We start from the raw sequence: 24,279 nt of genomic DNA, 5'->3' as shown, positions 1-24,279 counted from the left end.
GTGAGTGACACCCCATTCGGATTCGGCCTTCCGCCGGAGGAGCCGGAGAACGGCGACGAGGGCAAGAAGAAGGACCAGCAGAGCGGTGGTGGCCAGGGACCGGCCAACCCGTTCGGTTTCGGGTTGCCCGGAGCCGGCGGCGCCGACAACCCGCTCGCCGCGATGTTCGGATCCCTGAACCCCACCGACCTGGGCGCCGCCTTCCAGCAGCTGGGCCAGATGCTCTCGTACGAGGGCGGCCCCGTGAACTGGGACATGGCCAAGCAGATCGCCCGCCAGACGGTCTCCCAGGGCACCTCGGACGGCACGAAGGACGCGAGTGTGGGCCCCGGCGAGCGCTCCGCGGTGCAGGAGGCCGTCCGCCTGGCCGACCTGTGGCTCGACGACGTGACGTCCTTGCCGTCCGGCGCGGGCTCCGCCGTGGCCTGGAGCCGCGCGGAGTGGGTCGAGGCGACCCTGCCGGTGTGGAAGGAGCTCGTCGACCCGGTCGCCGAACGCGTCGGCGCCGCCATGGGCGACGTCCTGCCGGAGGAGATGCAGGCCATGGCGGGCCCGCTGATCGGGATGATGCGCTCGATGGGCGGCGCCATGTTCGGTACGCAGATCGGGCAGGCCGTCGGCGTGCTCGCGGGCGAGGTCGTCGGCTCGACCGACATCGGCCTGCCGCTCGGCCCGGCCGGGAAGGCCGCGCTGCTGCCGCTGAACATCGAGGGGTTCGGCAAGGACCTGGGGGTGCCCAAGGAGGAGGTGCGGCTGTACCTCGCGCTGCGCGAGGCCGCCCACCAGCGCCTGTTCAGTCATGTGCCGTGGCTGCGCTCGCACCTGTTCGGCGCGGTCGAGGGCTACGCGCGCGGCATCAAGGTCGACACGGCGAAGCTGGAGGACGTGGTCGGCCAGTTCGACCCGCAGAACCCGGAGGAGCTGCAGCAGGCGCTCCAGCAGGGCATGTTCCAGCCGGAGGACACGCCGGAGCAGAAGGCGGCCCTGGCCCGTCTGGAGACGGCGCTGGCCCTGGTCGAGGGCTGGGTGGACGCGGTGGTGCACGCGGCCGCGAAGCCGCGCCTGTCGTCCGCGGACGCGCTGCGCGAGACCCTGCGCCGGCGCCGCGCCTCGGGCGGCCCGGCCGAGCAGACGTTCGCCACGCTGATCGGTCTGGAGCTGCGCCCGCGCCGGCTGCGGGATGCCTCGCGCCTGTGGGCGTCCCTCACGGACGCGCGCGGCGTGGACGGCCGCGACGGCCTGTGGGCCCACCCGGACATGCTTCCGACGGCGTCCGACCTGGACGACCCGGACGGCTTCGTGCACCGCGAGCACCTGGACTTCTCCGAGCTGGACAAGATGCTCGGCGAGGCGGCGGGCGGCGGCTCCAAGGGCAAGCCGAACCTCCGGAAGGACGACGACGCCGAGGGCGGGGACTCCGGGAGCGGCCGCAAGGGCGACGACGCCGAGTGAGCCTGGACGACGACGCGGTCCTCGTCCTCAAGGGGTACGAGGACCAGGCAGAACTGCGCCAGGTCTACCTGGATCACCTGGCGACGCATCCGGACGGCATGTGGAAGGCATGCGGGGACGGTCACATCACGGCGAGCGCCCTGGTGATCGACCCCGAGCGCGGCCGGGTGCTGCTGACCCTCCACAAGAAGCTTCGGATGTGGCTTCAGATGGGCGGCCACTGCGAGCCGGCCGACGAGTCGCTGGCCGCGGCCGCTCTGCGTGAGGCGACCGAGGAGTCGGGGATCGAGGGACTGACCCTGCTGCCGGGCGGGCCGGTGCGGCTGGACCGCCATCACACGCCGTGCGCCTGGCACCTCGATGTCCAGTACGCGGCGCTCGCCCCGGCCGGAGCCGTCGAGGCGATCAGCGACGAGTCCCTGGAGCTGCGCTGGTTCGCGTACGACGAGGTGGCGGACGTGGCGGACGACTCGGTCGTACGCCTGCTCAAGGCGACGCGCGCCGGCCTGTGAGGGAGTGAGGGGGTGACCGCCGGCGCGGTCACCCCTCACCCGGGTTCAGCTCCAGACGTTGCCCTGGTTCTGGCCCCGTGCCCCGTACTGACCCATGCCGTACTGCGCGCGCAGTCCCTGGCCGATCACCGCGTTCTGCGGCGGCAGCAGCTCACTGGGCTGGACGAGCGCGAAGCCACTGCCCATGAAGCTGAGCTCCCAGCCCTCACCGGTGCCGCCGCGGCGGCGCCACACCCCCGAGGAGTGCGTCTGCGCCTGCATCTGGACCCGCAGGCCGGTGGACCAGGCGACGAGCGCGTCGGCGTCGCAGTTGACGTACTTGTCCGGCGTGACCTGCATCAGCAGGGGCGCGCCGGACGTCATCAGCGCGACCTTGCCGCGTCCGGTGATGTTGAGCTGGTACTTGCCGGAGCCGGAGATGCCGTACTGGCTGTCCACCGCGATGACCTCGTGGTGCAGCGAGGAGTCCATCGCCAGGACGTAGCCGCTGTCGACGGTCAGTCCGTCCTGTTCGACGTCCATGATGTGCACGTGCTGGGCGAGGTTGGCCAAGTAGACGGTGCCCTGCCCATGACAGCGCATCAGGTCCAGTCCCTCGCCGGTGTACGCCCGCGCGTGCTGCTGGCCGTGGCTCTGGTACTCGGCGTCGAACTCGATGAGCCCCTGGTAGGCGACCATGGTGCCCTTGCGCGCCAGGACGTCGTCGTGGCCCTCCAGAAGGACGCGCAGCATCTGCGGGTTCTGCAGGCCGTAGCGCTCCTGGGTCTGCTGCTCGTTGTAGCCGAAGAGTGTGCTCTGCATGATGTGCGGTTCCCCCTCAGCCCCTGATCCGGAGGCGGTCGGTGCTGTCCTCGCTGGGCTGCACGACCACGATGCCCTGCCCGGAGAACGCCATCTGGTACGCCTCGCCGCTGCCGCGCCCGATCAGCGACTGGGCCTTGAAGCTGCGCTTGCCCTTGACCTTCAGGTTCGGGGACCAGGCGACGAGGGCGTCCGGGTCGACGTACGTCTCGTCCTCGCCGCCGCCGCAGTCGACGACGATCGGCGTGCCCCGGGACGTGAGGGCGACCCAGCCCTGACCGGAGATCTTCGTGTTCCACAGGCCCTGACCGGCGAACTTGGCGAGGCCCTTGACGCGTTCGACGCCCCACTGCAGGTGCGCGTCGAAGGCGAGCAGATTGGTGGCGTTGACGGAGATCGCGTCTCCGCCCAGGTTGATGACGACGACGTTCGCCCCGTAGTCGGCGAGGTAGAGCAGACCGTCGCCGGAGCACTTCATGAGGGGCGCGCCCTCACCCGTGATCCAGTCCCGCGCGATCTGGCGCACGGCGGGCGGGTTGGGCTCGTACTGGATGAACCCTTCGTAGGCGACCATCGACCCCACGCGCGCGAGAAGGTCGTTCCCGGTCTGCATGGCGACCTTCAGCATGTGGTTGCCGTGGTTCTCCATGCGGGCGCTGACGGGTGCGGGAGCGAAGCCCGCGAGCGGCTGGTTCATGACGGGCTCCCTCAGACCTCGTAGGGCTGGACGACGACGAAATTGCCGGGCGCGGCCCGGAACTGCAGGTTCACGCTCTCCCCGGTGTCCCCTGGGTAGGCGTTGCGACGCACGCGGACCTGGCTGGAGACGATCACCTGGGCGGCGGCCGACCAGGCCACGACGGCGTTGCAGTCGGCGAACGTCGTCGGTGTGACGGGCAGCACCACGGGCGCGCCGTGCGTCTTCACGACGATCGTGCCGGTCCCCTGGAACTGCATCGTGAACAGCGCGCCCCCGGGAATGCCATGGCCCTCGATGCGCCGGACCTCGTACTGGAGGGACTCGTCGAAGGCGAGGACGTTCTCGGCGGAGACACAGATCGCGTCCCCCTGGAGCTCGACCGGGTGCAGATGGGAGGCGTTCTCCGCGAGGAACACCTGGCCCTGGCCCGTGCAGCGCATCAGCTGCATCTCCTGGCCGGTCGCGCTGCCCACGAGCCGCCCGGCGAGGCCGGCGCCCTTGTAGCTGAAGTCGACCTTGCCCTGGTACAGCACCATGCTGCCCTGCCGGGCCAGCACCGGCAGGCCTCCCATGCCCAGGTCGACCCGGACGAGCTTCTTGTTCTGCTGCGTCCACCGCTGGCCGGTGGGGGTCTCCTTGAAGGCATGCAGCGCGGCGGCCACACCGGCGCCACCCCCCGGGGCGCCGTACGGCGAGGGCACGGCGGGCTGCTGGACGGCGTACTGACCGGGAACCTGCCCGTAGGAGGGCTGCCCGCCGTAGCCAGGGGGCGCGGGCGGGGTCTGCTGACCGTGGCCGGGCGGCATCGGGGCGGGCGGCTGCTGTCCGTAGCCGGGCGGCGGGCCCGGTTGCCCGGGCGGCTGGGTGTAGGGCGCGGGACCGGGCGGCGGGCCCGGTTGCCCGGGCGGCTGGGTGTAGGGCGCGGGACCGGGCGGCGGGCCCGGTTGCCCGGGCGGCTGGGTGTAGGGCGCGGGACCGGGCGGCGGGCCCGGTTGCCCGGGCGGCTGGGTGTAGGGCGCGGGACCGGGCGGCGGCACGGTTCCGGCGGGCGGCGTGTGCAGGGGCGCGACGATCGTGGGCGCGGCGTGGACCGAGGGCGCCGGGGCCGGGGCGCGCGGCGGCCCTCCCTGGGGCGGCGCGAAGCCCTGCGGGGCGGGCTGCGGCTGCTGCGGCGCGGCGGCGGGAGCCGGGGCGGGCGCGGCCGGGGCGGCGAACGCGGGCGGGGCGGAGACCTGGGTGGGCGGCGCGAACCCCGGCGCGGCACCGGACTGCGGCTGCTGCGGGGCGGCCGTCTCCTCGTCGAGGACCTCTCCGCCGAAGTTCTTCAGCAGCGCCTCCAGCCCGCCGTCGAAGCCTTGGCCGACCGCGGCGAACCGCCAGACGTCCTTGAGGTAGAAGTCGCCCAGCATGACGGCGCGTTCGGTGGTGAACTCCGAGCCGTTGAACGGGTAGCGGGCCACTTCCTCGCCGCCCGCGACGATACGCAGGTGTCCGGGGGCGATCTGCGACATCTGCCCGGCGCCGTCGATCGTCGCCGTGAAGGACAGCTTCTGGATGTGCGGGGGGATCCTGTCCAGGGTGACCCGGAAGGACTCTGTGTCGCCCGCCTGGGGACCAAGGAGCTGAACGGCATCCTCCGGCGTCTTCGGCTGGTTGAAGAAGACGAAGTACCGGTCGTCCGAGAGCCGTTCGCCTGCGTCCAGACCGAAGCAGCTGATGTCGAAGGTCAGTCCGGGCGCGGAGATCTGCACGCCTACGTACAGATCCGTGCCCGCGGTGAGGTCACTGATCCTGGCCTTGTGGCCGCGTTGGAATTCCCTGGCCATGCGTAACGACCGTCCCCCATCCCGATGTGAGTGCGTCGCGCCAGGCTAATGGCAAACTCTCGAATCGGACGACGCCGGTACAGACCCGGTACACAACCGGTCCTTCGGGGGCACTCGCGGCCTCTGTCGGGCGCGCGCGACGGCCGGGCGCGCGCAGCCGACGGTCCGCTGGGCGCGCAGGGCGGGCGGATGCGGAGCGGTCGCATCCGGGTGTTCTGTCCACGGAGGTTGGTGACATCGATCACTGACGGGCGATCTTTAAACACTAGTCCGCGTCGGGCGCGTGCCGGTACGGCAGCCGGTCGGCCGCGACCACCCCTTCGAGGTAGCCACGGGCGCGCTCGGTGCGCGGATACGCCTCCAGCAGCCGCCAGAAGCGCGGCCCGTGTCCCGGTACGAGCAGATGCGCGAGCTCGTGCAGGAGTACGTAGTCGACGACGTACTCGGGCATGCCCTGCAACCGGTGCGACAGACGGATGCTGCCCTCGGACGGGGTGCACGAGCCCCAGCGCGTGTTCTGGTTGGTGACCCAGCGGACCGAGGTGGGCCGGGCCCGCCCGTCGAAGTACTGCAGCGACAGCCGCTCGGCACGCTCGGCCAGCTCGGCGTCACCGATGAGCCGCTTGCTCTCCTGGGCGGCCAGCTTGTCGAGCATGACGGTCACCCAGCGCTGCTCCTCCGCCTCGGACATCCGAGCGGGGATGAGCACGACGGTGCGATCGCCCTCGCGGTACGCGGAGACCGTTCTGCGGCGTCGCGCGCTCCTGCGAACCTCGATCGCGCTCGTCCCCGAGCCGCTCGGCGGCTGGCTCGTCGTGCTGCGCTGTGGCTCTCCGGCGCGGTGCAGTGGGTCGGCGGGCACGCCCCGACGTTACCCGCTGCACACGGGCGAAGTCCCGCCTCCGGGACGGTTCCGTGCCGATCCACACTCCGTGCGCTTGATTTGTATGACGAACATGCCTGCCTGTGGACAACTTTCGGCACGACCCGGGCCGGTCCGGGCATGCTGACATGCGTCGGCGGACCAGGACATCGCCGACGAACAGTGACGAACCAGGGACTTCGGGGGCCGGTCATGCATCCGATGGTGAAGCCCGCGCTGCGGCGCGGCTGGCGCGATCTGAACACCGTGCAGTTCGGTATGGCACCCGCGCACGCGATGGTGCTCGGGCCGGTGGACACCGCGACGGGCAGCTTCCTCGGCCTGCTCGACGGCACCCGCGGGCTGCCGCTGCTGCGCGAGGAGGCCCGCCGCATGGGACTGCCCGACGGCCATGCCGACGCTGTGGTGGACAGCCTGTCCGGCGCGGGACTGCTCGACGACGCGACGGGCGGGGGCCCCGGGGCCGACGCGCTCCGCGCGAAAGCGGCCGTCCTGGAGCGTCTCCGTCCCGACCTGGCGTCCCTCTCACTGGTCGCCCGCGCGCCGGGCGAGGCCGCCCGGCGCCTGGCCGCCCGCCGCTCCCTGCGCGTTCAGGTCCGGGGAGCGGGCCGTGTGGGGGCCGTCCTCGCCTCGCTGCTGGCAGGGGCGGGTGTCGGCGAGGTGGACGTCCGCGACACCGGCTGTGCCGAGCCGTGGGACGTGGCACCGGGCGGCCTGCCCGCGGACGCGATCGGCGAGCGCCGGGAGGAGGCTGCCCGGCGGGCGGTACGAGCCGCCGCCCCGGACCGGCCACCGCGCCGTGGGCGCCCCTCGCGCCGCTCACCCCATGAGGACCCGGGCCCCGGCTTCTCCCTGGTGATCCTCACCCCGCGAGACGGCCTGGAGGTCCACGCGCCCGACCCGTTCGCAGCCGAGCCGCTGATCACCTCCGGCACCCCCCCATCTGTACGCGGGGGTCGCGGAGGGTACGGGAATCGTCGGCCCGTTCGTCCTGCCGGGCGACACCGGCTGCGCGGGCTGTCTCGACCGGGGGCGCGCCGACCGGGACGAGACGTGGCCACGGCTGGTCGCCCAGTGGCGCTCCGGGCGCCCACGGCAGGTCCAGGCGTGCGACCTCGCTCTGGCGACCGCCGTCGCGGGAGCGGCGGCCGGACACGCGCTCGCCTTCTTGGACGGCGACACGCCCTCCAGCGCGGGCGCGCGCTGGGAGGTGTCCGTGCCCCGGCTCCACTGGCATGCGCGACCGGTGTGGGCGCATTCGGCATGCGGGTGCGGTGCGGCGGAGAAAGGTAAGGAGGAACACACCTCAATGGACGGGGGGCCGCACGAGACAATGGCGGAGCAACGGCCGTTGGGAAACCTGTCCCGTAAGGCGCACGCGGCGCGGCCGGCTGGGACTTGGAGGGCGCATGTCTGATCTTCCCCGGAAGGCGGTCACCCGTACCGCCAAGCTCGCCGCGCTCCCGCTCGGCTTCGCCGGACGGGCGACGTGGGGACTCGGCAAACGGATCGTCGGTGAATCCGCGGAGATCGTCGGCCGCGAGCTTCAACAGCGCACGGCGGAGCAGCTGTTCCGTGTTCTCGGCGAGTTGAAGGGAGGCGCCATGAAGTTCGGGCAGGCCCTGTCCGTCTTCGAGTCGGCCCTGCCCGAGGAGGTCGCCGGGCCCTACCGCGCCGCGCTGACGAAGCTTCAGGAGGCCGCCCCACCGATGCCCACGCGCACGGTGCACGCGGTCCTGGAGGAGCGCCTCGGCGATGACTGGCACGAGCTGTTCCTGGAGTTCGAGCACAAGCCGTCGGCGGCGGCCTCGATCGGCCAGGTGCACCGCGGGGTGTGGCACGACGGCCGGGAGGTCGCGGTCAAGGTGCAGTACCCGGGCGCGGGCGAGGCACTGCTCTCCGACCTGAACCAACTCAGCCGTTTCGCCCGGCTGCTGGGCCCCCTGATCCCTGGCATGGACATCAAGCCGCTGATTTCGGAGCTGCGCGACCGGGTCTCCGAGGAACTGGACTACGGCCTGGAGGCGCAGGCGCAGCGGGCCCATGCGGAGGAGTTCGCCGACGACCCGGATGTCCTGGTGCCCGCGGTGGTGCACCAGAGCGAGCAGGTCCTGGTGACCGAATGGATCGACGGCATACCGCTGTCGGAGGTGATCGCCGGGGGCACTCAGGAGCAGCGGGACCGCGCAGGCCAGTTGCTGGCCCGGTTCCTCTTCTCGGGCCCGGTCCGCACGGGCCTGCTGCACGCCGATCCGCACCCGGGCAACTTCCGTCTCCTGCCCGGCTCCGACGGTGGCCTCGGGAGGGACAGCTGGCGCCTGGGCGTCCTGGACTTCGGCACGGTCGACCGTCTGCCGGGCGGCCTGCCGGCCCCGATCGGCCACTCCCTGCGCATGACCCTGGAGGGCGACGCCCAGTCGGTCTACGAACTGCTCTGCGAGGAGGGCTTCGTCAAGGAGTCCATCGAACTCGACCCCGACGCGGTTCTCGACTATGTCCTCCCGATCATCGAACCTGCCCAGGCAGACGAGTTCACCTTCACCCGCACCTGGATGCGCAGCCAGGCGGCCCGCATCGCCGACCCGCGCTCGCCCGCCTACCAGCTGGGCAGACAGCTCAATCTGCCCCCGGCGTACCTCCTCATACACCGGGTGACGCTGAGCACGATCGGCGTGCTGTGCCAGCTGGGCGCGACGGTGCGTCTGCGCGACGAACTGGAGGAGTGGCTGCCCGGCTTCCTGCCGGAGGAGGAACCGGCAGAGGAGGCGTGAGCGGAACTACCACCAGGCCGAGTCCACTCGCCCCTCGATCGCCCTGATGTTGGCGCGGGCGCAGTGGTCGCAGAAGTAATGGCGCAGGCCGTTCTCCACGGAGCAGGTCCAGGTGGGGCGAGGGCCGTCGGCCGGGGTGCCGCAGCGGGCGCACACGGGGTAGGGGGCCTGTGCGGTGCCGGGCGGCCGCACGGAGCCACTGTTGTCACTGTCTCCGGGAAGACTCGTCACCCCTGTGACGATATCGCCGTCTGCCCGGTTCGGCGCACACAACGCACCGCGGGGGCCGGTCCCTTCGGACCGGCCCCCGGCGTCTTCCTTCCTGACTCCGACTGTCGTCGGCTACTGCATGACGGCCATGGCGAGCGCGCGGCGAGCGCGCAGCGAGGCGCGCTCGGCCCGGCGCTGCATCCGGCGGGCCATCGCCAGGCGTACGGCCAGGCGTTCCCGCTCGGCCTCCTGCATTCGCTCGCGCATATGCGCACGAGCCATGGCTTCTGGGATGAGTTGCATCTCTCGGGTCCTGTTCTGACGCGAGGTGTTCGCGCCGGAGGTGGTGAAGTCTGGGATCGCGGAGCCGGCGGGCTCGCTGGTGGACGGCTTCATCGGGGCCTGCTTCTTGGGGTCGTGCGTGAGGGGGCGATCGATCGTTCCTGCGGTGTTCATGCCGTGACCGGGTTCTTGCGCGGGCGGCCACGCGGCCGCTTCCGGGCGACGACGACACCCTGGACGAAGAGCTCGCCGCCCCAGACGCCCCAGGGCTCACGCCGCTCCTTGGCGCCGGCGAGGCAGGCCTCGATCAGCGGGCAGGTGCGGCACAGGGACTTGGCGTACTCGACGTCGGCCGGCGACTCGGCGAAGAAGACCTCCGGGTCGTAGGAGCGGCAGGGGACGGGTACGCCGAGGTTCTCGATGGCGTCGTCGAGCGCGGTGAGCGCGGTGAGCGGGGTCAAGGTGGAGTCCTCCGTGAGGCCGGGCGGGGGGATCGTTTCGGAAGGCGGTACGGACGGGGCGTGCGCTTCGAGTTGCACGGTTCGTCTTCCTCGTCTGGTCGTTCCGGTCCTGTTGGACCGGGTGGCGGCTTGGTACCGGGTTCTCTTCTTGTCCCGAGGCCCCTTCGGCCTGCTGTCCCCGTTGGGGGAAAACAGAAGGGCCGCGGATCCCGGATGGGGTTCCGCGGCCCTGAAGGCGCCGGCCTGATCGGCTGTCAGGCTGGATCACTCCAGGGTTCTGGCCCACGGAAGGCCCACATCAGGTGGTGCTGCGTCGTCTGCTTCCGGAATCCGGCACCGGCCGCCGCAAAGGCATAGGCCTGCGCCTGTGCCGCTACTGCTTCCAGTGCCTTGGTCGGTCGCTCATTGCGCTCACGGATGGGAAGACCCGTGAGGGACAGGAAGGACTCCGGACGGGCGGCACGAATGCCGGACAGACCGGTGCCCGGGTTCGAAACGCCGAGCATGCACGTGGAGACGACCGAGCGATCGGTCATTTTGACGGTGCGGGTGGAGCTGGTCTTGATGCTGATCACTTCAATCGCCTCCTCTCGGCGTCTCGGGGGACCAGAGTTGAGCTGGTCCGACGGATGACTAAGTACAGCACGAAATCGGGGCCTCCGAAAAGGCCGCCGCTTCCGTGCCTAGAACCTATGGGGATTGCTGGGGCATGCGCAAACTATTTTCTCGACGAGTTCGTATCAGTCCTCGTTGCCCTCTCCACCGACCTCCCGGCCTGCGCAGATGGCCAGAACAGCGGCGCCGTAGCGGCTGAGTTTGCGGGCTCCCACTCCCGGGATGCGGGCCAGCTCGCGCTCGTCGTCGGGGACCGCTTCGGCGATCGCGATCAGGGTCTTGTCGGTGAAGACGCAGAACGCGGGCTGTCCGCTGTGCTGCGCCTGCACCGCCCGCCACTCGCGCAGCCGCTCGTAGAGGCCCTCGTCCATGTCGGACGGACAGCCGTCACAGCGCATCAGCTTCATCTCGCCGGCCTCGGACAGGGTGCGCCCACACACCCGGCAGCGGGCCGGGGTTCTGCTGGTGCGCCGCGGGGCGGCAGCCGTGCCGGGCGCGCTGGAGCCGGTGAAGCCGCGTTCGATGCCCCCGGTGCCACCGGCGACGGCGCGGCCGGCGATGGTGGACGAGCCGGGGCGCAGTCCGTCGAGGAAGCGGCTGGGGCGTCGGTTGGGGCGGCCGCCGGGCGAGCGGGAGAGGGCCCATGAGATGGAGAGGTGCTCTCTCGCCCGGGTGACGCCGACGTAGAGAAGGCGGCGCTCCTCCTCGATCTGCTCGTCCGTCCTGGCGTAGGTGATCGGCATCATGCCCTCGGCGACACCGACCAGGAAGACGGCATCCCATTCGAGGCCCTTGGCGGAGTGCAGGGAAGCGAGGGTGACGCCCTGCACGGTCGGGGCGTGCTGGGCGTTCGCCCGCTCGTCGAGCTCCGCCACGAGGTCGGCGAGGGTGGCGCCGGGTTTGGCCGCGGCGAAGTCCTGGGCGAGGTTCACCAGCGCGGCCAGTGACTCCCAGCGCTCTCTCACCGCTCCGGAGCCCGCGGGGGGCGTGGCTGTCCAGCCTTCGCCCGAGAGGACGGCACGCACTTGGGAGGGCAGGTCGACGGCGTCGTCGAGGAGGGAGTCGTTGCCGCCGAAGCGCGCGGCACCGCGCAGGGCGATGCCCGCCTTGCGTACCTCGGGGCGGTCGAAGAAGCGCTCGGCGCCACGCAGCTGGTAGGGGATCCCGCCGTCCGCGAGGGCCTGTTCATAGATCTCGGACTGGGAGTTGGTGCGGAACAGGATGGCGATCTCGGCCGGGGGGACGCCGATGGCGAGCAGGTCACGGATACGCCGGGCCGCGCCTTCGGCCTCGGCGGGCTCGTCGGCGTACTCGGTGTAGGCCGGTTCGGGGCCGGGGTCCCGTTGTGAGATCAGCTCCAGCCGGTGGTCCGCGGCGCGGCCTCGGGCCTGGGCGAGGAGACCGTTGGCGAGATGGACGACCTGGGGTGAGGAGCGGTAGTCGCGGACGAGCTTGACGACAGTGGCGCCGGGGTGGCGGATACGGAAGTCGAGGAGGTGGTCGGGGGTGGCACCGGTGAAGGAGTAGATGGTCTGGCTGGCGTCGCCGACGACGCACAGGCTGTCGCGGTCGCCGAGCCACAGCTCCAGGAGGCGCTGCTGGAGCGGGCTGACGTCCTGGTACTCGTCGACGACGAAGTGCTGGTACTGGGCGCGGACCTCCTCCGCGATGTCGTGCCGGTCCTGGAGGATGCCGACGGTCAGGAGCAGGACGTCCTCGAAGTCGATGACGCCGCGCTCGCGCTTGAGGTCTTCGTAGGTGGCGTAGAGCTGAGCGATCTCGGCGGGGTCGCGGGGGGCTTCGCGGGCCGCCTTGGCGGCCGCGGCGGCGTAGTCGGCGGGCACGGTCTGGGTGACCTTGGACCACTCGATTTCGGCGGTCACGTCCCGCAGCTCGTTCCGGTCGAGGCGGATGCGGCAGGCGGCGGCCGCGTCCACGACGATCTGGATCTTGCGGTCGACGATGCGCGGGAGGCCACCGCCGACGGCTTTCGGCCAGAAGTACTGGAGCTGGCGCAGCGCGGCGGAGTGGAAGGTGCGGGCCTGGACGCCGGCGGCGCCGAGCTGGCGGAGGCGACCGCGCATCTCGCCCGCGGCGCGGTTGGTGAAGGTGACGGCGAGCACGCTGGAGGGCTGGAGGATGCCGGCGCGGACGCCATAGGCGATGCGGTGGGTGATGGCCCGCGTCTTGCCGGTGCCGGCGCCCGCCAGCACGCACACCGGACCCCGCAGGGCGGTCGCCACCTCGCGCTGCTCGGGGTCGAGCCCTTCGAGCACCGCGTCGGCCCCACTCGACGGGGCCGAATACTCGGCACTGCCGGGAGCCTGCGGGAAGAGGGGGGAGTGCGTTGCTGCTGTCACACCGCCATGCTGCCAGGTCGGTGGAGACGGGTGCGGCGGTTGTCCACAGGGAGGCATCTGCAGTCGTACTGATTCGGCAGGCGCTCGCTGAGGCGGCAGGCGTTGGCCGAGGCGGCGGGGGTTGGCTGAGGCGGCGGAGGCTCACTGGGCGGCAGAGGCTCCGAGGCGGTGAGCGCTCGTCGGTGAGGCGGTGCGGGGCGGGGCACGGGGTGGCGGGAATGGTGGAACCTTCACGTACGTTGCCCCCACAGCGAGCACGCACCCAACCGTGAAGGAGCGCGACCGACATGCCGGGCACTGTGACGATGTACAGCACCTCGTGGTGTGGCTACTGCCACAGGCTGAAGAGCCAGCTGGACCGTGAGGGCATCGTGTACAACGAGATCAACATCGAGCAGGACCCGGAGTCCGCGGCGTTCGTGGAGAAGGCGAACGGCGGCAACCAGACGGTTCCGACCGTTCTGTTCCCGGACGGTTCGACGCTCACGAACCCGTCGCTGGCGCAGGTCAAGCAGAAGATCGGTGCGTGACCGCTCCGCGATCACGGTGGTGAGGGAAGGCGGCCCCTGAGGTTTCTCAGGGGCCGCCTTCTCGTGGTGTGTCCCCCACCGGCGTCCAGCGCCACGGGAGTCGCACACCGGCGAGCCCCGCGGGGTGGATCAGACGCTCCTCGTCGGCAGAGGCTTGCCGTACCACAGTTCGATCAGACGGGCGGCGATGGAGATGCCGTACGGGGGCAGCACCTCTCCGGAGTCGAAGGCGACGCGCAGGTCCTGGCGGGAGAACCAGCGGGCCTCGTGGATCTCGTCGCCGTCGACGTTGATCTCGGTGGAGGTGGCGCGGGCGAGGAAGCCGAGCATCAGGCTGGACGGGAAGGGCCAGGGCTGGCTGGCGACGTACTCGACCGCGCCGACGGTGATGCCCGCCTCTTCGAAGACCTCGCGGCGCACCGACTGCTCGATGGACTCGCCGGGTTCGACGAACCCGGCGAGGGTCGAGAAGCGGCCCTCGGGCCAGTGCACCTGCCGGCCGAGCAGGATGCGGTCCTCCTCGTCGGTGACGGCCATGATCACCGCTGGGTCGGTGCGCGGGTAGTGCTCGGCGCCGCAGGCGGGGCAGCGGCGGATGTGGCCCGCGGCCGCGATGACCGTGCGCTCGCCGCAGCGTGAGCAGAAGCGGTGCATGCGCTGCCAGTTCTCCAGGGCGACCGCGTGCACCATCAGGCCCGCGTCGCGCGGGGACAGCAGCAGTCCCGCCTCGCGCAGTCCGGCCGGGCGCGCGGACTGGTCCATGCGGCCCGGGAGGGCGTCCTTCTGGAGGGCGAAGTAGCTGACGCCCTCCTCGTCGGTGCCCAGGAAGTAGCGGTGGGCCTCCGTGAGAGGTGCCTCGAAGGAGGGGGTCATGACGAGTTCGGTCCGGCCGTCGAGCGTCTCGTCGATGAGGACCTGACCGCCGGAGACCACGAAACAGCGGGTGGTGGGGTGGCTCCAGGCCGCGGCGAGCCAGGCCTCGTCGAGCCGGTGGTGGGCGGCCCGGTCGATGCCGCTCGAGGCGGTGAGCGAGATGGGCCGGTCGGTGGTGTGGTCGGTCCAGATGGTCACGGGTGCTTCCAACTCCCCCGGTGTAACGGTTGTTTCGGCGGGCGGTTCAGCGGGACGTACGGCCGGAGTGGACCGGGTCCGGCGGGACCTGGGCATGCGGGGCGGCCTCTCCAGTGTGCCGTGCCCCGCGGCCGGCCCGGCCGGCCTTCCGGCCCGCGAGATCGTCAGTCCGCATCGCGCCAGTTCTCCCCCAGGTCGCCCCACAGGTACGCGGCGGTCTCGACGCCTTTGAGGAGCAGATCGAGTTCCACCTTCTCGTTCGGCGCGTGCCAGCCGTCGGACGGGACGGAGATGCCGAGGAACAGGACGGGTGCGCCGAGGACGTCCTGGAGGTCCGCGGCGGGTCCGGAGCCGCCCTCGCGGGTGAAGCGGACCGGCCGCTGGAAGGCGCGGCCCATGGCGCGTACGACGGACTGCAGGGCGGGATGGTCGAGGGGCGTCAGACAGGGACGGGTGGCCGCGCCGAACGTGATCTCGTGCCGGATGCCGGCGGGCAGCTGCTCGGCGGCCCAGGCGCGGACGGCCTTCTCGATGTGGTCGGGGTCCTGCCCGGCGACGAGCCGGAAGGAGAGCTTGACCATGGCCGAGGACGGAATGATCGTCTTGCTGCCGGGGCCCTGGTAGCCGCCGCCGATGCCGTTGACCTCGGCGGTGGGGCGCGCCCAGATGCGCTCCAAGGTGGTGTGTCCGGCCTCGCCGTACGCGGCGGTCGACCTGGCGGTGCGCAGCCACTGCTCCTCGTCGAAGGGCAGTTCGGCGAAGAGTTCGCGCTCACGGTCGGTGAGTTCGGTGACGTCGTCGTAGAAGCCGGGTATCGCCACGCGCGCGTGCTCGTCGTGCAGGGCCGCGACCAGGCGGGCGGCCGCGGTGGCGGGGTTGGGCACGGCGCCGCCGAAGGAACCCGAGTGGATGTCCTGCTCGGGGCCGTGCAGTGCGATCTCGCACTCGGCCAGGCCGCGCATGCCCGTGCACACGGTGGGGGTGTCCGCGGCCCACATACCGGTGTCGGAGACGATCACGGCGTCGGCGGCGAGCCGGTCCGCGTGCCGCTCGACGAGCGTGCGGAAGTTCGGGGAGCCGGACTCCTCCTCGCCCTCGATCAGCAGCTTCAGGTGGACGGCGGGGGCGGTGCGGCCGGTGGCGGCGAGGTGGGCGCGGACGCCGAGTGTGTGGAAGAACACCTGGCCCTTGTCGTCGGCGGCCCCGCGCGCGTAGAGCCGGTTGTCACGGATCACCGGCTCGAAGGGGTCGCTGTCCCAGCCGTCCTCACGGGCGGCGGGCTGCACGTCGTGGTGGCCGTAGACGAGGACGGTGGGCGCCTGTGGGTCGTCGGCCGGCCATTCGGCGAACACGGCGGGGGCGCCGCCGGTCGCCCACACCTCGGCGGTGGGGAAGCCGGTCTCCCGGAGCTTGGCGGCGAGCCACTCGGCGCTGCGCCGCACGTCCGCCCCGTGCTCGGGCTGCGCGGACACCGACGGGATGCGCAGCCACTCCGCGAGGTCGTCGAGGAAGGCGGCGCTGTGGTGGTCGATGTACGTGCGGACGGCACTGTCCGGGGTCTCGCTCATGCTCACGAGCCTATCGGCCCGCGCCGACATCCCGGTCCGCCGGTTCCTCACCGCGGGGCCCGGCCAGCAGCAGCCGCTCCAGTGCCGCCCGGTCCGGAAGGCCCTCGGGTCGTACGACCTCGCCGCTGCGGACGTACAGGAACGCGGCCTTGACGGCTTCCAGCGGGACGCGCTGCTGCTCGGCCCAGGCGAGCCGGTACAGGGCGAGCTGGAGCGGGTCGCCGGTGCGGCTGCGGCTGGTCTTCCAGTCGACGATCTCGTACGCCGTCCCGTCCGGGTCGTCCGCGCGGTAGACGGCGTCGATGCGGCCGCGCACCACGCGTCCGGCGATGGAGAGCTGGAAGGGTGCCTCGACGCGGTAGGGAGTGCGGTGCGCGTAGGGGGTGCGTTCGAAGGCGTCCTTGAGGGCCTCCAGGTCGCGCTCGTCGGCGATCTCGGCCTCGCCGCCGGGCAGCTCCTCCGGTTCCAGCATGGGCAGCCGCAGTTCCTCGAAGCGGGCCTCGACCCAGGCGTGGAAGCGGGTGCCACGACGCGCGGCGGGTTGCGGGGGACGTGGCATGGGGCGCGCGAGTTCCTGCGCGAGCCCGTCGGGATCGGCGGCCAGGCGTACCACCTGGGACGCGGTCAGGGACGGCGGCAGGGGTACGTCCGTGACGCCCGCGCGGGCGCGCAGCAGCTCTCCGGTGAGGGCGTCCAGGTCGCGGTCCCAGGAGGCGACGGTGCGCGCCTCCTCCGGGGTGAGCGCGGATGCGTCCTCGGCCGGGTGCCGACGGGCGTGCGGGACGGTCGGGACGGTCGGGACGCCGTGATCGCCCGGTACGCGCGCGTGCGGGCTGGCACTGGGCGCGCCGTCCTCCTCGTAGCGGTTCTCGTAGATGTCTCCGGCGTGGACGCCTTCGTCGTAGACATCTTCGTCGTAGACATCTTGGCCGTAGACATCTTCGTCCTCCGGGGGAGGCGGCCATTCCGGGTCGTCGTACGTGGCGGGGTCGTGGGTGGCCGCGGGGTGGGTGACGTCGTGCGACGCGAGACGGTCCAGGTGCGCCAGTACGGTCTCGGCGGCGGCCCGGCGGCGGGCCAGTGCCGCCTCGTCCAGTGGGAGCGGCCAGGCGTGGTCGGCGGCGGCTTCGCGCAGTGCCGGGTTCTCCTCGTCCTCGGCGGGCTCGTCCGCCCAGTCCTCGATCTCGCCGTGTCCGGCGGCGCAGTGCTCGTAGAGGGCCTGAAGGAAGTCCGAGGGCCCCCGGGGGCGCTTCTGGGCGGGTCCCCACCAGTGCCCGGAGCCGAGCAGCAGGGAACGGGGCCGGGTGAAGGTGACGTAGCCGAGCCGCAGCTCCTCGATGTGCTGGTGCTCCTTCATGGCCTCGTGGAAGGCCTTCAGGCCCCGGGAGTCCCAGGTCTCCACGTCCGGCAGGGTGTCGGCGTCCCCGCGCAGGGCATGGGGCAGCACCTTGCCCTGGGCGGTCCACTTCTCGCGGCCCTGGGTGCTCGGGAAGGTGCCGGTGACCAGTCCGGGGACGGCCACGACGTCCCACTCCAGGCCCTTGGACTTGTGTGCGGTGAGCACCTTGACGGTGTTCTCGCCGCCGGGCAGGGCGTTGTCGAGGCCCTTCTCGTACTGGGCGGCCGTGCGCAGGAAGCCCAGGAAGGCCAGGAGGGTGGCGTCCGGGTCGTTCGCGGCGAAGGACGCGGCGATGTCCAGGAAGTTCGACAGGGTCTCGCGACGCCGGGCGGCCAGCGCGTGCGGGGACGCGGACAGCTCCACCTCCAGACCGGTGACGGCGAGTACCCGGTGCAGGACGTCCATCAGCGGGTCGGCGAGGGAGCGGCGCAGCTCGCGCAGCTCGGCGGCGAGGCGCGCGAACCGCACGCGCGCGTCTGGCGAGAAGGGCAGTCCGTCGTCCTCCCGCTCGGCCCGCATCGGCAGCTCCAGGAACGTGTCGAGGGCGTCCGCGAGCGATATCACCTCGGACGGGTCGACGCCTTCGACGGCCGCGGCGAGTCGGCGGTCCGGGTCGTCGTCGGCACCCGCGCGCGCGTGCGACACGAGCAGCCGCGCCCGTCGGCCCAGGAGAGCGAGGTCGCGGGCGCCGATGCGCCAGCGCGGGCCGGTGAGGAGGCGGACCAGGGAGGCGTTGGCGCCGGGGTCCTGCAGGACCTCGCAGACGGCGACGAGGTCGGCGACCTCCGGGAGGTGCAGCAGCCCGGACAGACCGACGACCTCCACCGGGATGTCTCGGGCGACGAGGGCGCCCTGGATCTCCGCGAAGTCGGTCGCCGTGCGGCACAGGACCGCGATCTCCCCGGGTGCCGTGCCGGTGCCCACGAGGTGGGCGATGGAGTCGGCGATCCAGCCGATCTCCTCGGCGTGGGTGCGCAGCAGCGCGCAGCGGACCAGTCCGTCGTGCTCCGCGCCGGGGGCGGGGCGGAGCGCCTCCACGCCCGCGTGCATCGCGCGCAGCGGCTCGGCGAGGCCGTTGGCGAGGTCGAGGAGGCGGCCGCCGCTGCGGCGGTTCTCGCTGAGCGCCTGGCGGCCGGCGGGACGGCCGTCGGCCTGCGGGAAGTGCTCGGGGAAGTCGTCGAGGTTGGCGACGGAGGCGCCGCGCCAGCCGTAGATCGCCTGACAGGGGTCGCCCACGGCGGTCACGGGGTGGCCGGTGCCGCCCCCGAACAGTCCGGCGAGCAGGACGCGTTGGGCCACCGAGGTGTCCTGGTACTCGTCGAGCAGGACCACACGGAACTCGTCGCGCAGCACGCGCCCCACTTCGGGGAGGCCGGCGAGGGCCGCCGAGAGGGCGATCTGGTCCCCGAAGTCGAGGAGGTCGCGCTCCCGCTTGGCCGCGCGGTAGCGGCTGACGAGCTCGGCCAGTGCACGGCGGGCGGTGGCCGTCTCGGGGACCCTGCGCAGATCGGCGTTGGTGAGGCGGACGCCGTCCAGGGTGCGCAGCAGCCCGACGTCGTACGCGCGGAGGTCCTCCGGCCGTACGAGGTGTTCGGCCAGTTCGGAGTCGAGGGCGAGGAGGTCGCTGACGAGGTCCGGGAAGGAGCGGGTCAGCGCCGGGTAGGGGCCGGGGGCCTCGCGCAGCACGCGCGCGGCAAGCTGGTAGCGGGTGGCGTCGGCGAGCAGGCGCGAGGTCGGTTCGAGTCCGATGCGCAGTCCGTGGTCGGCGAGCAGGCGGCCCGCGAAGGCGTGGTACGTGGAGATCACGGGCTCGCCGGGGGGGTTGTCCGGGTCGATCACGTCCGGGTCGGTGACGCCCGCCTTCACGAGTGCCTTGCGTACGCGCTCGGCGAGCTCACCGGCGGCCTTGTTGGTGAACGTCAGGCCGAGGACCTGTTCCGGGGCGACCTGTCCGGTGCCGACGAGCCATACCACTCGGGCCGCCATCACCGTGGTCTTGCCCGAACCGGCTCCGGCCACGATCACCTGCGGGGCGGGCGGTGCCGTGATGCAGGCCGTCTGCTCCGGGGTGAACGGGATGCCTAGGAGCTCCTTGAGCTCGTCGGGGTCGGTGATACGGGCGGGCACGTCGGAGAGGCTATCGGCGGCCACTGACAGCGGATGCCGGAGCGCCGCCCGGTGCCCGGGAACCGCTGGTCGGCAGGCGTGGTGCGATCCGTCACACAGGCGCTCTCACCGGGATGTCCGCACGCCCGCTCAACGGGATGTCCGCACGCCCGCTCACCGGGATGTCCCCACGCCCGCTCACCGGGGCGTCACACACACCGGCTCACCGGAGGTGTCTGCACGCCGGCTGACTGGGGTGTCCTCACTCCACGACGTGACGGCCCTCCGGCCGCGCGCTGCACGAGGCCCGGAACGCGCAGTGCGCGCAGTGCTGCCCGGTGGTGGGCGAGAAGCGCTCGTCGAGGACCTTGCCCGCGGCCGTGGCCAGCAGCTCGCCGATCCACTCTCCCGCCAGGGGCTCCTGGGCCTGCACCTTGGGCAGGGTGTCGCCGCCGTCCTTCTTGGCGGCGCCCTGCCTCAGCTGGACGAGTTCGGCGCCGCCCGCCTCGGGGCGCCTGCCGTCGAAGGCCTCGTCGACAGCGCCCTCGCGCACGGCGAGCTGATAGACGGCGAGCTGTGGATGGCGGGCCACCTCTGCGGCGCTGGGCACCTGCTTGCCGGTCTTGAAGTCGACCACGTAGGCACGCCCCTCGGCGTCGGCCTCGACGCGGTCCATGGATCCGCGGATGCGCACCTCGTACTCGCCCGCTTCGAGGGTGACGTCGAAGTCGTGCTCGCTCGCCACTGGGGTGCGACCGGCGCGGACGCCGTTGGAATCGACGTGCCACCGCAGGAAGCGTTCGAGCGCCACGCGCGCGTTGTCCTTCTCCTGCGCGGACTTCCACGGCGCGTCGAAGGCGAGCGCGTTCCAGACCGAGTCCAGGCGTTCCATGAGGACGTCGAGATCGGCGGGGGTGCGTCCGGAGGCCACCTCGTCGGCGAGGACGTGCACGACGTTGCCGAAGCCCTGGGCGGCGGTCGCGGGCGTGTCGGCCTTCACCTCACGCCCCAGGAACCACTGCAGGGCGCAGGTGTTGGCGAGCTGGTCGAGGGCGCTCCCGGAGAGCACGACGGGCTGGTCCCGGTCGCGCAGCGGCACCTTGCCCTCGGTCGGGTCCCACATGCCCCACCAGCGGTAGGGGTGCGCGGCCGGAACCAGGGGGTGGCCGTCCTCGTCGGCGAGCGCGGCGAGGCGGGCCAGTCGGTGGGCGGCGACCTCCCTGAGGACGTCGGATGCGCGCGGGTCGACTGTCGTGGCGCGCAGTTCGGCGACAAGCGCGGCGACGGACAGCGGGCGGCGCGGGCGACCGGTCACGTCCCTGGGCTCGACGCCGAGTTCGGCCAGGAAGCGGGAGGGCTGGTCGCCGTCGTCGGCCGGGGCCTTCACGGCGGTGACGACCAGGCGCTCACGCGCGCGCGTGCAGGCCACGTAGAACAGACGGCGTTCCTCGGCCAGCAGGGCGCCGGGGGTGAGGGGTTCGGCGAGGCCGTCGCGGCCGATGCGATCGGCCTCCAGCAGGGAGCCTCGGCGGCGCAGGTCGGGCCACAGGCCCTCCTGGACGCCCGCGACGACGACCAGCCGCCACTGCAGGCCCTTGGAGCGGTGCGCGGTCATCAGGCGTACGGCGTCCGGGCGCACGGCCCGGCGGGTGAGCGTGTCGGCGGCGATGTCCTGGGCCTCGATCTCCTCCAGGAAGTTGAGCGCGCCGCGCCCGCCGGTGCGCTCCTCTGCGCGCGCTGCGGTCGCGAACAGGGCGCATACGGCGTCGAGATCGCGGTCCGCGTTGCGCCCGGCCGCGCCGCCCCGCCGGGAGGCGCTCTCCAGGCGCTTGGGCCACGGGGTGCCGTTCCACAGCTCCCACAGGGCCTCCTCGGCGGTGCCGCCACCCGCGAGCCGCTCACGGGCCTTCCGGAGCAGCGCGCCGAGACGCTGGGCTCCGCGCGCATACGCGGGGTCGTGCGCCACCAGGCGCTCCGGCTCGGCCAGCGCCCGCGCGAGCAGCTCGTCGGAGGGCGGCGGTACGGGGTTGCCCGCGGCTCGCTCCTCCTCGCGCAGGGCGCGGCCCAGACGGCGCAGGTCGGCGGCGTCCATGCCGGCGAGGGGGGAGGTGAGGAGGGTGAGCGCGGTCTCGGTGTCGAGCCAGCACGCCCCTGCCCCCGCTTCGCCCGCAACGGCGTCCGCGGTCCCCGCGACGACGCCTGTACCGGCTTCCTCGCCTGGCCCGTCGGCACCCCCGCCCGCCCCGCCGTCCTCGCCCGGCCCGCCTGCACGCACGTGTGCCCCGCCGTCCTCGGCCGGCCCGTCGACACCCCCGCCCGCCGCGCCGTCCCCGCCGTCCCCGCCCGGCCCGCCTCCACGCGCGTGTGCCCCGCCGTCCTCGCCCGACCCGCCTGCACGCACGTGTGCCCCGCCGTCCTCGGCCGACGCGTCGGCACCGCACGCCCCGCCGTCCCCGCCCGGCCCGCCAACACCCCCGTACGCCCCGCCATCCTCCGCCTCGCTGTACCCACGCGCGTGTACCTCGTCCTCGGCCGGGGCGTGCGCACGCGCGTGCACGCCGTCGTCCGTGCCCGACGCCTCCGCCCGCGCCACCGCGCGCAGTGCCGTCAGCAGGGGTGCCACCGAGGGCTCGTGGCGCAGCGGCAGGTCGTCGCCGTCGATGTCCAGGGGCACCCCGGCGGCCGTCAGGGCGCGGCGTACCGTCGGGATCATGCGGGCTCCGGCGCGCACCAGGACAGCCATCTCACCCCATGGAACGCCGTCCTCCAGGTGTGCCCGGCGCAGGACGTCGGCGATGTTGTCCAGCTCCGTGCCCGGCGTGGGATACGTGTAGACCTCGACCTGCCCCCCGTCGCGAACGGCGGCGAGCTCCCGGTGGGCGCGCACCTTCTCCGCGGGAAGGCGGGTCAACGGCATGCGCTGGGTCAGCAGCCGGGTGGCGGCCAGGAGGCCGGCGCCGGACCGGCGCGACGTCCTGAGGACCTCCACGGGCGCCGGTGCGCCGTCCGCACGCGGGAAGGTGTGCGGGAAGTCGAGGATGCCGCCCACGTCGGCGCCCCGGAACGCGTAGATCGACTGGTCCGGGTCGCCGAGGGCGACCAGGGTCCGGCCGCCGCCCGCGAGGGCGTGCAGCAGGCGTACCTGCGCCGGATCGGTGTCCTGGTACTCGTCCACGTAGACCGCGTCGTACTGGCTGGCGAGCAGTTCGGCGACCTGGGGACGGCGGGCCAGCAGCACCGCGCGGTGGACCAGCTCCGCGTAGTCGATCACTCCCTGGAGGTCGAGGACGTCCAGGTACTCGGCGAGGAAGGCGGAGGCGGCCTCCCAGTCCGGGCGGCCGATGCGCTCGGCGAAGCGGCGCAGGGCGTCCGGGCCGAGGCCCAGTTCGCGGCTGCGGGCCAGTACGGCGCGGACCTCGTCGGCGAAGCCGCGCGTGGTCAGACAGGCGCGCAGCTCGTCGGGCCAGCGCACATGGGCGAGGCCGAGGCGCTCCAGGTCGGGCTGGCCGGCGAGCAGCTCGCGCACGGTCACGTCCTGCTCGGGGCCGGACAGCAGGCGCAGCGGCTCCACGAAGAGGTCGCTGTCCTGGTGGGCGCGGACCAGGGCGTAGCAGAACGAGTGGAACGTGGTGGCCCGAGGGGCGTGGGCCGCCCCGGTACGCAACGCCATCCGGTCCCGCAGGTCCACGGCGGCCTTGCGGCTGAAGGTCAGCACCAGGATTCGTTCCGGGTCGCCGCCCCGGGCGATCCGCGCGGCCACGGACTCGACGAGGGTGGTCGTCTTGCCGGTGCCGGGACCCGCGAGGACGAGCAGTGGACCGGCCCCGTGGTCAACCACCGCCCGCTGTGCTGCGTCCAGTCGAGGGGGGTCCACCCGGGCGGGCGGGGTACGCACCAGTCGGTAAGCGCCACGGCTCCCCTGCCGCACCTGGGGGTGTAGCAGGCGTCTGGTGGTGGAAGAGGAGCTCACGTGGTTCGCCGGTCCTGGTGGTCGTACTCGGGCTTGTCACTGCCGGCGCGAAGCGCCGTCATCGCGGGGCGGTGGTCGGGCGACGGGTGGAAGGGCTGCCGCGCGTGGCGGGCGGTGGCCGCGGGATGAGGGTGACGCGCGCCGTCGACGCTACGCCCGCGCGTCGGGCGGAAGCAGCGCTTCCTCTTGTTCCCAGGGGTCCATTTGTTCCCATGGGTCCATCGGGTCACTCGTGTCCCCCGGTGCACGAACGTACGGCATGTCACGGACGTGCCATAGGTACCCCGTACGGGCCACGGGCTCCCGTTCGGCCCGCGCGATGCCCGAAGCTGTCAGGTGTGCCCCTCCGCGCGTTCCTCGCCGTCCCACCGCGCCCGCCTCATGTCGACCCTCGGCATATGGCCCTCGGACCCGCGGCCGACCCCGCGCAGAGGCGTGCCCTCTTCCCGGTAGTGGCCGAGCGCCTCCAGTTCGTGGCCCGGGAGCAGCACGCCGTCCGCGCGTATGACGCGCCACCAGGGGACCGCTCCCCCGTAGAGGGCCATGACGCGGCCCACCTGGCGCGGGCCGCCCTCCCCCAGCCACTCGGCCACGTCCCCGTAGGTCATCACGCGGCCCGGCGGAATGCGTTCGGCCACGTCAAGGACCCGTTCCGCGTATTCCGGCAGGGCGTCCGCCGGAAGGCTCTCCTCGCTCATCCGCCCCATCCTGCCCCACCCCACCGACAATGTGAGGGGAGAGCGGTCGAGCGTGGCCCTCGCC

Annotated in this window: 18 protein-coding genes and 1 pseudogene; 5 read left to right on the top strand and 14 right to left on the bottom strand. The window is 72.6% G+C overall.

Annotated elements, in window-relative coordinates; translation table 11 throughout:
• Together ASC56_RS18020 and ASC56_RS18015 are read left to right on the top strand one after the other, a co-directional pair.
• The gene (locus ASC56_RS18020; RefSeq protein ID WP_055492453.1) at nucleotides 1–1,452 is read left to right on the top strand and encodes a zinc-dependent metalloprotease; all 1,452 of its coding nucleotides are present in this window, start codon (nucleotides 1–3) and stop codon (nucleotides 1,450–1,452) included.
• The gene (locus ASC56_RS18015) at nucleotides 1,449–1,964 is read left to right on the top strand and encodes an NUDIX hydrolase (protein WP_055492452.1); all 516 of its coding nucleotides are present in this window, start codon (nucleotides 1,449–1,451) and stop codon (nucleotides 1,962–1,964) included. The genes ASC56_RS18020 and ASC56_RS18015 overlap by 4 nt, the downstream gene beginning before the upstream one ends.
• Nucleotides 1,965–2,009: 45 nt before the next feature.
• Here ASC56_RS18015 and ASC56_RS18010 read toward each other — a convergent pair whose 3' ends face one another.
• From ASC56_RS18010 to ASC56_RS17995, 4 genes are all read right to left on the bottom strand, one after another.
• Nucleotides 2,010–2,765 carry an AIM24 family protein gene (locus tag ASC56_RS18010; RefSeq protein ID WP_055492451.1) on the bottom strand — a complete coding sequence of 252 codons (756 nt, stop codon included), beginning with the start codon at nucleotides 2,763–2,765 and terminating at the stop codon, nucleotides 2,010–2,012.
• Nucleotides 2,766–2,781: 16 nt separating this feature from the next.
• A complete protein-coding gene (locus tag ASC56_RS18005) occupies nucleotides 2,782–3,462 on the bottom strand; it encodes an AIM24 family protein (RefSeq protein WP_055492450.1) in 681 nt (226 codons plus the stop codon).
• Nucleotides 3,463–3,473: 11 nt separating this feature from the next.
• Nucleotides 3,474–5,291 carry a TerD family protein gene (locus ASC56_RS18000; RefSeq protein ID WP_055492449.1) on the bottom strand — a complete coding sequence of 606 codons (1,818 nt, stop codon included), beginning with the start codon at nucleotides 5,289–5,291 and terminating at the stop codon, nucleotides 3,474–3,476.
• Nucleotides 5,292–5,556: 265 nt separating this feature from the next.
• A complete protein-coding gene (locus ASC56_RS17995; protein ID WP_079102582.1) occupies nucleotides 5,557–6,153 on the bottom strand; it encodes a M48 family metallopeptidase in 597 nt (198 codons plus the stop codon).
• Nucleotides 6,154–6,366: 213 nt separating this feature from the next.
• Here ASC56_RS17995 and ASC56_RS17990 point away from each other — a divergent pair.
• Both ASC56_RS17990 and ASC56_RS17985 read left to right on the top strand, forming a co-directional pair.
• Nucleotides 6,367–7,591 (top strand): annotated as a pseudogene (locus ASC56_RS17990) (TOMM precursor leader peptide-binding protein).
• Nucleotides 7,584–8,945: an AarF/ABC1/UbiB kinase family protein gene (locus ASC56_RS17985; RefSeq protein ID WP_055492447.1), complete on the top strand. Its 1,362-nt coding sequence runs from the start codon at nucleotides 7,584–7,586 to the stop codon at nucleotides 8,943–8,945. Before ASC56_RS17990 ends, ASC56_RS17985 begins: the two are co-directional and overlap by 8 nt.
• 6 nt (nucleotides 8,946–8,951) lie before the next feature.
• Here ASC56_RS17985 and ASC56_RS38145 read toward each other — a convergent pair whose 3' ends face one another.
• The 5 genes from ASC56_RS38145 to ASC56_RS17965 form a co-directional block, all read right to left on the bottom strand.
• Complete coding sequence (locus ASC56_RS38145; protein WP_159039672.1) at nucleotides 8,952–9,176, bottom strand: hypothetical protein; 225 nt, start codon at nucleotides 9,174–9,176, stop codon at nucleotides 8,952–8,954.
• A 111-nt stretch (nucleotides 9,177–9,287) separates the two neighbouring features.
• Complete coding sequence (locus ASC56_RS17980; protein WP_055492446.1) at nucleotides 9,288–9,611, bottom strand: hypothetical protein; 324 nt, start codon at nucleotides 9,609–9,611, stop codon at nucleotides 9,288–9,290.
• Nucleotides 9,608–9,976 carry a WhiB family transcriptional regulator gene (locus tag ASC56_RS17975; protein ID WP_019072119.1) on the bottom strand — a complete coding sequence of 123 codons (369 nt, stop codon included), beginning with the start codon at nucleotides 9,974–9,976 and terminating at the stop codon, nucleotides 9,608–9,610. Before ASC56_RS17975 ends, ASC56_RS17980 begins: the two co-directional genes overlap by 4 nt.
• A 176-nt stretch (nucleotides 9,977–10,152) precedes the next feature.
• Nucleotides 10,153–10,473, bottom strand: coding sequence for a hypothetical protein (locus ASC56_RS17970; RefSeq protein ID WP_055492445.1), 321 nt, complete (start codon nucleotides 10,471–10,473; stop codon nucleotides 10,153–10,155).
• 165 nt (nucleotides 10,474–10,638) lie between these two features.
• Nucleotides 10,639–12,930 carry an ATP-dependent DNA helicase UvrD2 gene (locus tag ASC56_RS17965; RefSeq protein ID WP_107309285.1) on the bottom strand — a complete coding sequence of 764 codons (2,292 nt, stop codon included), beginning with the start codon at nucleotides 12,928–12,930 and terminating at the stop codon, nucleotides 10,639–10,641.
• Between the two features lie 230 nt (nucleotides 12,931–13,160).
• Here ASC56_RS17965 and ASC56_RS17960 point away from each other — a divergent pair, with 230 nt between their 5' ends.
• A complete protein-coding gene (locus ASC56_RS17960) occupies nucleotides 13,161–13,403 on the top strand; it encodes a mycoredoxin (protein WP_055492443.1) in 243 nt (80 codons plus the stop codon).
• 129 nt (nucleotides 13,404–13,532) lie between these two features.
• Here ASC56_RS17960 and nudC read toward each other — a convergent pair whose 3' ends face one another.
• From nudC to ASC56_RS17935, 5 genes are all read right to left on the bottom strand, one after another.
• Nucleotides 13,533–14,486 carry an NAD(+) diphosphatase gene (nudC, locus tag ASC56_RS17955; RefSeq protein WP_199836018.1) on the bottom strand — a complete coding sequence of 318 codons (954 nt, stop codon included), beginning with the start codon at nucleotides 14,484–14,486 and terminating at the stop codon, nucleotides 13,533–13,535.
• A gap of 152 nt (nucleotides 14,487–14,638) precedes the next feature.
• Nucleotides 14,639–16,042, bottom strand: a complete 1,404-nt coding sequence (locus ASC56_RS17950; protein ID WP_055492571.1) for a dipeptidase — start codon at nucleotides 16,040–16,042, stop codon at nucleotides 14,639–14,641.
• A 10-nt stretch (nucleotides 16,043–16,052) separates the two neighbouring features.
• Nucleotides 16,053–19,568 carry an ATP-dependent DNA helicase gene (locus ASC56_RS17945; RefSeq protein WP_055492441.1) on the bottom strand — a complete coding sequence of 1,172 codons (3,516 nt, stop codon included), beginning with the start codon at nucleotides 19,566–19,568 and terminating at the stop codon, nucleotides 16,053–16,055.
• Nucleotides 19,569–19,809: 241 nt separating this feature from the next.
• Nucleotides 19,810–23,517 (bottom strand): ATP-dependent DNA helicase, encoded by a 3,708-nt coding sequence (locus ASC56_RS17940; RefSeq protein ID WP_107309284.1) that lies wholly within the window; start codon nucleotides 23,515–23,517, stop codon nucleotides 19,810–19,812.
• A gap of 332 nt (nucleotides 23,518–23,849) precedes the next feature.
• Nucleotides 23,850–24,215, bottom strand: coding sequence for an MGMT family protein (locus tag ASC56_RS17935; RefSeq protein WP_055492440.1), 366 nt, complete (start codon nucleotides 24,213–24,215; stop codon nucleotides 23,850–23,852).
• Nucleotides 24,216–24,279 lie beyond the last annotated feature (64 nt).

This window comes from Streptomyces sp. TP-A0356, from assembly GCF_001417775.1.
Taxonomy (GTDB): Bacteria; Actinomycetota; Actinomycetes; order Streptomycetales; family Streptomycetaceae; genus Streptomyces.
The sequence above is the reverse complement of the archived record's forward strand: the minus strand, read 5'-3'. Positions and strand labels throughout refer to the sequence as shown.

Excerpts from the sequence above, each read along its gene's own strand:
- ASC56_RS18010 (WP_055492451.1), bottom strand. The coding sequence starts at position 2,765 with ATGCAGAGCACACTCTTCGGCTACAACGAGCAGCAGACCCAGGAGCGC.
- ASC56_RS18005 (WP_055492450.1), bottom strand. The coding sequence starts at position 3,462 with ATGAACCAGCCGCTCGCGGGCTTCGCTCCCGCACCCGTCAGCGCCCGC.
- ASC56_RS18000 (WP_055492449.1), bottom strand. The coding sequence starts at position 5,291 with ATGGCCAGGGAATTCCAACGCGGCCACAAGGCCAGGATCAGTGACCTC.
- ASC56_RS17985 (WP_055492447.1), top strand. The coding sequence starts at position 7,584 with ATGTCTGATCTTCCCCGGAAGGCGGTCACCCGTACCGCCAAGCTCGCC.
- ASC56_RS17980 (WP_055492446.1), bottom strand. The coding sequence starts at position 9,611 with ATGAACACCGCAGGAACGATCGATCGCCCCCTCACGCACGACCCCAAG.
- ASC56_RS17965 (WP_107309285.1), bottom strand. The coding sequence starts at position 12,930 with ATGCCTCCCTGTGGACAACCGCCGCACCCGTCTCCACCGACCTGGCAG.
- ASC56_RS17960 (WP_055492443.1), top strand. The coding sequence starts at position 13,161 with ATGCCGGGCACTGTGACGATGTACAGCACCTCGTGGTGTGGCTACTGC.
- ASC56_RS17950 (WP_055492571.1), bottom strand. The coding sequence starts at position 16,042 with ATGAGCGAGACCCCGGACAGTGCCGTCCGCACGTACATCGACCACCAC.
- ASC56_RS17935 (WP_055492440.1), bottom strand. The coding sequence starts at position 24,215 with ATGAGCGAGGAGAGCCTTCCGGCGGACGCCCTGCCGGAATACGCGGAA.